The sequence below is a fragment of the Microcoleus sp. BROC3 genome (genome assembly GCF_036702515.1).
GTDB lineage: Bacteria > Cyanobacteriota > Cyanobacteriia > Cyanobacteriales > Microcoleaceae > Microcoleus.
Genome location: NZ_JAUBTQ010000010.1, coordinates 159,461 through 165,460 on the forward strand (window position 1 = coordinate 159,461; position 6,000 = coordinate 165,460).

8 protein-coding genes are annotated in these 6,000 nt (G+C 43.3%); all 8 read right to left on the minus strand.

The features are described from left to right. Positions 1–257: 257 nt before the first annotated feature. Complete coding sequence (locus tag QUB30_RS09235) at positions 258–482, minus strand: hypothetical protein (RefSeq protein WP_333332177.1); 225 nt, start codon at positions 480–482, stop codon at positions 258–260. Between the two features lie 104 nt (positions 483–586). Next, entirely contained in the window at positions 587–883 is a 297-nt protein-coding gene (locus QUB30_RS09240; RefSeq protein WP_333332180.1) for a hypothetical protein, read from the minus strand. Beyond that, complete coding sequence (locus QUB30_RS09245; RefSeq protein ID WP_333332183.1) at positions 873–1,184, minus strand: hypothetical protein; 312 nt, start codon at positions 1,182–1,184, stop codon at positions 873–875. The genes QUB30_RS09240 and QUB30_RS09245 overlap by 11 nt, the downstream gene beginning before the upstream one ends. Before the next feature lie 67 nt (positions 1,185–1,251). Beyond that, the gene (locus QUB30_RS09250; protein WP_333332186.1) at positions 1,252–1,863 is read right to left on the minus strand and encodes a hypothetical protein; all 612 of its coding nucleotides are present in this window, start codon (positions 1,861–1,863) and stop codon (positions 1,252–1,254) included. 10 nt (positions 1,864–1,873) lie between these two features. Further along, a complete protein-coding gene (locus tag QUB30_RS09255; RefSeq protein ID WP_333332189.1) occupies positions 1,874–3,349 on the minus strand; it encodes a hypothetical protein in 1,476 nt (491 codons plus the stop codon). Between the two features lie 412 nt (positions 3,350–3,761). After that, on the minus strand, positions 3,762–5,033 hold the full coding sequence (locus QUB30_RS09260) for a WG repeat-containing protein (protein ID WP_333332192.1): 1,272 nt from the start codon (positions 5,031–5,033) through the stop codon (positions 3,762–3,764). A 55-nt stretch (positions 5,034–5,088) separates the two neighbouring features. Beyond that, positions 5,089–5,235: a hypothetical protein gene (locus QUB30_RS09265; protein ID WP_333332195.1), complete on the minus strand. Its 147-nt coding sequence runs from the start codon at positions 5,233–5,235 to the stop codon at positions 5,089–5,091. A 47-nt stretch (positions 5,236–5,282) separates the two neighbouring features. Beyond that, on the minus strand, positions 5,283–5,945 hold the full coding sequence (locus QUB30_RS09270; RefSeq protein ID WP_333332209.1) for a family 10 glycosylhydrolase: 663 nt from the start codon (positions 5,943–5,945) through the stop codon (positions 5,283–5,285). Positions 5,946–6,000 lie beyond the last annotated feature (55 nt).

Here is a 6,000-nt window from a genome sequence, read left to right on the forward strand (position 1 = left end):
TGTACCTATTGTCAAGCTTTCATATCACTTTACTGGCGATTTTAGATTTTAGACGATCGGCGTGAGACGTTCGGCCAGGGGTCAGTGGAGTCGCGCTAAGTCGAACAATTTGAGATTTACTCCCAAGATGAATCTGGGAAGTTGAACTAGGGTCGAAAATTTTTCTCTGTCCCCGACAGGAGTACGTGGCACCGTATCCGTTTTTGGGCGGGGTCACAAAATTTAACTTCTAGCTGCTGCATCATTCCTTGGGCTTTCTAATCCTGTGATTGAGGAAAGTTGAGCACGGGGAGGCGCGAACCCCGAAAGACTTCTTCGCTCTCAACGCCGATCGACGCAACAAACTCAGCAGCAGCTTTAGCCACCACCAACCCGCCCAGCATAGGTAAGGCGACCAAGCTCAATAAAATGTCTGAGGGAACTGGCAACTTGAGACTGTGAGGTGTTTGAGTTTTGAGCAAGTCTTGGTTTTCTGACGGCATAAATCTTTCCTGCGTATTCTGTTATCCCTAGTTTACAGGCTAGGGCGGGTTTTCTTGCCTCGTTGTATCCTAGATTGGAGCAAGCTCCGGTGTTCCTCCAAGAATTAGTGCCGTGTCGATCGCACGCCAGGCAGGGGTGCGTGCTGATATCCCCTGAAGATGTGACACAAAAATGAGAGGATACGATCGCTCGCCCCTTCGATCGAGAGCCCGATCGAAGGCGCGCACAAAAGTTCGATCGCCCGCTTGTGAGATCGGGGCGATCGACTCAAAGGAATTTGTACCTTGTGTACGATCGTCCTTTCTGGTGAAAATATCGATAATAATTCGATCGCCCGCCCTAGTCGCTCGCCCGTAAAGTCGATCGCCCATCTCGACAGTACACAAAAATCAGAAGCCAAGTTCGATCGCCCACAGAATCGATCGCCCGTAAAATCCCCTGTACAAAAGTGAGAGCGCCCCCAAAGTCGATCGCCCGTAAAGTCGATCGTCCGTAAAGTCCAATGTAAAAAAGTGAGAGCGCCCGTAAAGTCCAGCGTATAAAAGTGAGAGCGCCCGCAAGAAGCCGTATACAAAAGTTCCAGCGCCCGCAAAGTCGATCGCCCGTTTGTGATATCGCGCGCAAGAAGCCGTATACAAAAGTTCCAGCGCCCGCAAAGTCGATCGCCTGCAGAAGGCGTATACAAAAGTTCGAGCGCTCATAAAGTCGATTCTATTTATATAGGAATCAGGAGGCACGATCTAAGGATTAAAACGCAGTTATCAAAATCTATCGCACCCAGCAATTCGCTATGTATTTGTCATTACACCATTCTTGAAAGCATTTATGACTGGTTAATGTTGGGCATATCTCATGGGCGATTGAAACAAATGTTGTAATTAGGTTGCAAATCATACTTTTTAGATTCTGCCCTGTCAGGGGTTCCTCTTCTATATATTGTCCCCACGAATCTTTTGAGTTACTAGCAATGTTATTGCTTTCCATAACAAGAGGCCGACAATTTATCTTCACAACTTTTTCTACATGACTAAAAATTAGCCGTCTTTCAATTCCTTGTTCATAAAAATCCAAACAGAAAGAACTGGAATTAGAATCTTCTACAAATTTTAACAAATCAGAAAGTTGCTCCACTACTGTCATTAAATCTATTGAAACATCAACAGGCCACGGTAATTCACCAAAACCTTCTACTCTAAATCTGACTAAATTAGATTTTTCTAATTCTTCACAAATCGCTGGAAAGATTTCTTTCACATCCTCTACTTCCTCAAGTTTTAAATCGTACTCACTAGTGAACTCATCTTCACTTGCCCACTGCTTTTCAAGAACTTGCTCTTGTCGCCATTTTAATCTGTTTATTTCCAAGCACATCAGAAACATAATCTTCCTCCTAAGGGTTCATAATTGGATAAGCAGTTTTATATCCTCCACCTGGTATAGGCACAATTTGTGCACGAGTTGCAGGTACTATTGTACCGTCTGGTAATATTAGTTGTCCAAGACCTTCAGGAATATCAATTATTTTTGGAGCGTCGCCTATATTTGCTCTTAAATCTCGGAGAAAAGCAGCAACCTTTTGATTATCTAACCATTGTCCTTGAGTTTGTTTCGTACTGGCAGCTCTTCCCCTAAGACTATTTGTAGTTTTTGAGCCTTCACCGTGCCTGTCAAATGTATGTCCGAATGTGGGCCTACTCTTCCAATTATCCCAATTCAATGCACTACTGCCCCCCCCATTGCCTGTAGCGCTCTGAAAAACAATTCCAAGTTCCTCAGCTATATTTCTTACACCAGCCGCCAACGTAGTTGTTCCGTGTAGTCCTAGAGCTACACCTGCTACTATAGCTGGAGCACCTCCGATGCAAGGTAATCCTGCTATACATAAAAATCCACCTCCAGCGGCAGCACCACCACCTGCTATGATTTCTAAAATTCCTGTGACAATTGCCGCCCCATCTCCTAATCGTTGCCCCCACCAAAAATAATTGTAGTCTGGAAGCTCTTTAAGTCCTCGCTCCACATCTTGTTCCTGTCCGTTCCACAAAGGGTTGAATACCTGGAACAACCATCTAGTTGAATCTCCGATATTACGTAGATACTGATACACTGCCCCCGCAACAAACATCCCAAGAGGTCTAAAAAACCTTAACAATTGTTGGATAACTTCTCTTAGTGCAGAGCGTTTGTTTGGAGGTAACTTGCCAGCAGAACCACCACCCCCAGAACCACCAGACGGATTACTAGCTAAATCATCATTCCCACTCTCACCTGAAGGGGAATCAGAACCACTACTACCAAAAACCTGTTTAAACTGAGGCTCTTTAATCAGAATAAAAGTCGGTGCCCAAATATCATCACTCGGCTTCGGAGGCTTCACCAAATCCGGTGGCACCTGTTGTTTCGGAGCCTTATTCAACCGCGGCGCTTCCCCAAATTCGGGCAAATTATTCCTCTGCGTCCCAGTCCCTTTCGGGTCAAATGACCCCCTCGTTACCTCCGATTCACCCGGCGCATACTTGCCATCTTTCCAACTAGACTTCGACCAACTCTCACTCCAATTATTGCGACCATCATCCCAAACTGTCCCGCTGCGAGTCCAACTCCAACTGCTGCCATTACTCGTCGAAACACCCCCTTTCGTTACCGATTCAGAGTCGTAACCGCTCACAGTTTCCGTCCAACTGTAACCGCCTTTAAACTCCGTCCTCCTGTAACTCGAACTCCAAGTCTCACTACCTGAAGTCGAAGTAGTTACACCCTTAACCGTATTGCTGTCGTTCCACCATCTCTCATAACTGCTCGTTTGTGTTTCATCTTTGCGCCCATCCTTATAAACTGTAACTGTTTGCCCGTTGCGGGTGCGCACCGTATCGCTGCTACTGGATGAAGCGTTGTTAGTCCCGTCATTGCTGCTGTTGGATCGAGTTGATGTTATTGTCTGTTCATCCCCGGTAGTAGTTGTGGTATAAGCATCTATCTTATACTCGCTATCGTGTTGAACAAAGTTCTGAGAAAAAGTTTCTCGCTCGCTCGCCCGAAGTAACTTTTGATTGCTGTTGTTACTCGAACTATCTACTAAAAAATCACAGAATAACTATCTGCGATCGAGTCGATCGCCCGCAAGATAGAATAAATTGATCGCTCGTATTTAGTACGATCGCCCCTCATCTAAAAAGAGTCGATCGCCCGTAAGATAAACAAGTTCGAGATTCCGCCATCAAAAATTACCTAAAAACGGGCGATCGATTCAAAGGAAATTCTACCCTAACTACTCTGGTTCATGGTCTTTTTTTCATCCCTACTATCGCAATTCCTCGATCGAAAAGCGCAGCGATATCGAATTTTATCTCGATTACTACCTTTCCTGTCTTGTCAATATATCCCGATTTCTTATGAAGGCCTACCAACGCTAGCCCCTCCGAAAATTCACTAATTGCATCAAACTTAGGTTCAATTAAATATTTCCCTGTCTTGTCGATCGAGCCTCGTTTGTCATTAACTTCCACGCCAGCCGACCCACCAGAAAAATTTTCCGCCCCCGAAAATTGAGGCGAAATTACAAACTTCCCTGTTTTGTCAATATAGCCGTATAGTCCATTTTCACTACTTCTGATAGCTGCTAAGCCTTCAGAAAATTCCTTACCCGACTTAAACTGAGGCTGGACAACCAAGTTTCCCGACAAGTCAATATAACCCCATTTTCCACCGATTTCGACCGCCGCTAGCCCTTCGGAAAAATTGTTAGCACGATCGAATTGGAGCTGAGTGATATACTCACCTGACGAATTGATATAGCCCCATTTAATAGGACTACGACCCTCACAGTCGAGACTAGACATAGAAACCATTGCTCGTCCATTATAAAATTCCCCAGTTATGGCAAACTTAAAAGGAATAACAACCTTTCCCATTTGATTAATATACCCCCACTTTCCACCAGTAACACCTCCCATACGGCAACGCTGACCTCCCATACCCACTCGCATCAGTCCGTCTTTGAATTCAGCAGGATCGCTGATACCTCCGTGGTTGTCGCTATTATAAATGTAGTCAAAACTAGGTGCGACGATATAGTTACCTGTTTGGTCAATTAAGCCATATTTTTGTTCGACTTCTACAACTGCTATTCCTTCTAAAAATTGAGTAGCGTAATCAAAGCGAGGTGGAATTACGTAACTTCCCTGTTTGTTAATGTAACCATATTTGTTATCGACCATAACCATTGCTATTCCTTGTGAAAATCTAGTAGCGTAATCAAATTCATGTGGTATGACCAGTTTGCCAGTTTTGTCTATATAACCTGATTTGTTATTACTTTCGAGTGTGGCGACAGCTAACCCTTCTGAAAAATTGCTACTACCACCCTCAAATTGAAGTTCAATGACCACTTTACCTGTTTGATCGATGTATTTTACTTTATTGTCAAGTCGCACTAAGGCTAACCCTTCTGAAAAATTTCTAATAAAATCAAATTGAGGTTCCACCACATATTTGCCAGTTTTGTCAATCAGACCAAATTTCTCAACTTCTGATTCGAGATTTTCAGACATAGCGATTTGAGTCATGAGTAAGAACACAATAACTAAACTAAAGTAAAGTATAAACCTAATTTGTTTCAAGATTAGCATCATAATTCCACCAATTAGTTTTACTTAGAGCAGATTCCAGGTAAGTGAGGTAGATAGCAGAGATAGAGCACTTAGGCTCAGCCGTTTCCCTACGGCGATCGATCGCTTGACGGGTGTACTTCATAAACGTGGAATCTGCTGTAATGTCTGCAATTGTTCGATAGTCAAAGCCTAGGATTTGGGAATATTTGCAATTGTTCGATAGTCAAAGCCTAGGATCTGCGATGGGCTAAGAGGTTTTGTGTTAGGGGGTTGTTTGCTGGTATTTGTGAGGTACCCAACTTGCTGACGAATCTGATCCCTGCTTAGATTTACTCCATTCGCTATATAGCCAATACTGATAGATAAACGATTTGGTGTTATGCCTTTATCCACTAATTCTGCCATATGCTCCTGATAGTTTTTAACAAAGTCATTGTACTGACCGCCATTTTTGTAAAGCTGTAAGTTGTATTCACCATTAATTATCCCAGATTTCAACCAGTTGAGAACATCTTGATTTTGATCGTTCAGCGCATAACGAAGTAGATTAGCTGAAATGCTAAATCTGGTACTAGGAAGTGCTTTTTTGAGATTAGCAAGATTGTTAGTTAATGCTCTTTTAATCCAGCTTTTATCGTTGGAATCTTTGTCAGCGGTGATTGTTGAGCGATGCAAATTGGCAACTTCTTGCTCTGCAGCCTTGGGAATTCCCAAGCGATCGTCAAAAATAATCCCCTTTACAAAACTACCATATTTGCTAATGAAGTCCGTCGCTATATTTTGCAACTCACCCCAAACATTAGGATGCAGGAGGTCTACATCTGGAGTTGAGACTAAGAAAAGCTGGCTCAGCTAGAAACTGAGGCAGAAAAAATCTATTGTGCAGCAAAATATATGTGATTAAGAA

What these genes read in the sequence shown, in the direction of transcription:
- QUB30_RS09235 (WP_333332177.1), bottom strand. Translation starts at nt 482, where the DNA reads ATGCCGTCAGAAAACCAAGACTTGCTCAAAACTCAAACACCTCACAGT.
- QUB30_RS09245 (WP_333332183.1), bottom strand. Translation starts at nt 1,184, where the DNA reads ATGAGCGCTCGAACTTTTGTATACGCCTTCTGCAGGCGATCGACTTTG.
- QUB30_RS09250 (WP_333332186.1), bottom strand. Translation starts at nt 1,863, where the DNA reads ATGTTTCTGATGTGCTTGGAAATAAACAGATTAAAATGGCGACAAGAG.
- QUB30_RS09260 (WP_333332192.1), bottom strand. Translation starts at nt 5,033, where the DNA reads ATGTCTGAAAATCTCGAATCAGAAGTTGAGAAATTTGGTCTGATTGAC.
- QUB30_RS09265 (WP_333332195.1), bottom strand. Translation starts at nt 5,235, where the DNA reads ATGAAGTACACCCGTCAAGCGATCGATCGCCGTAGGGAAACGGCTGAG.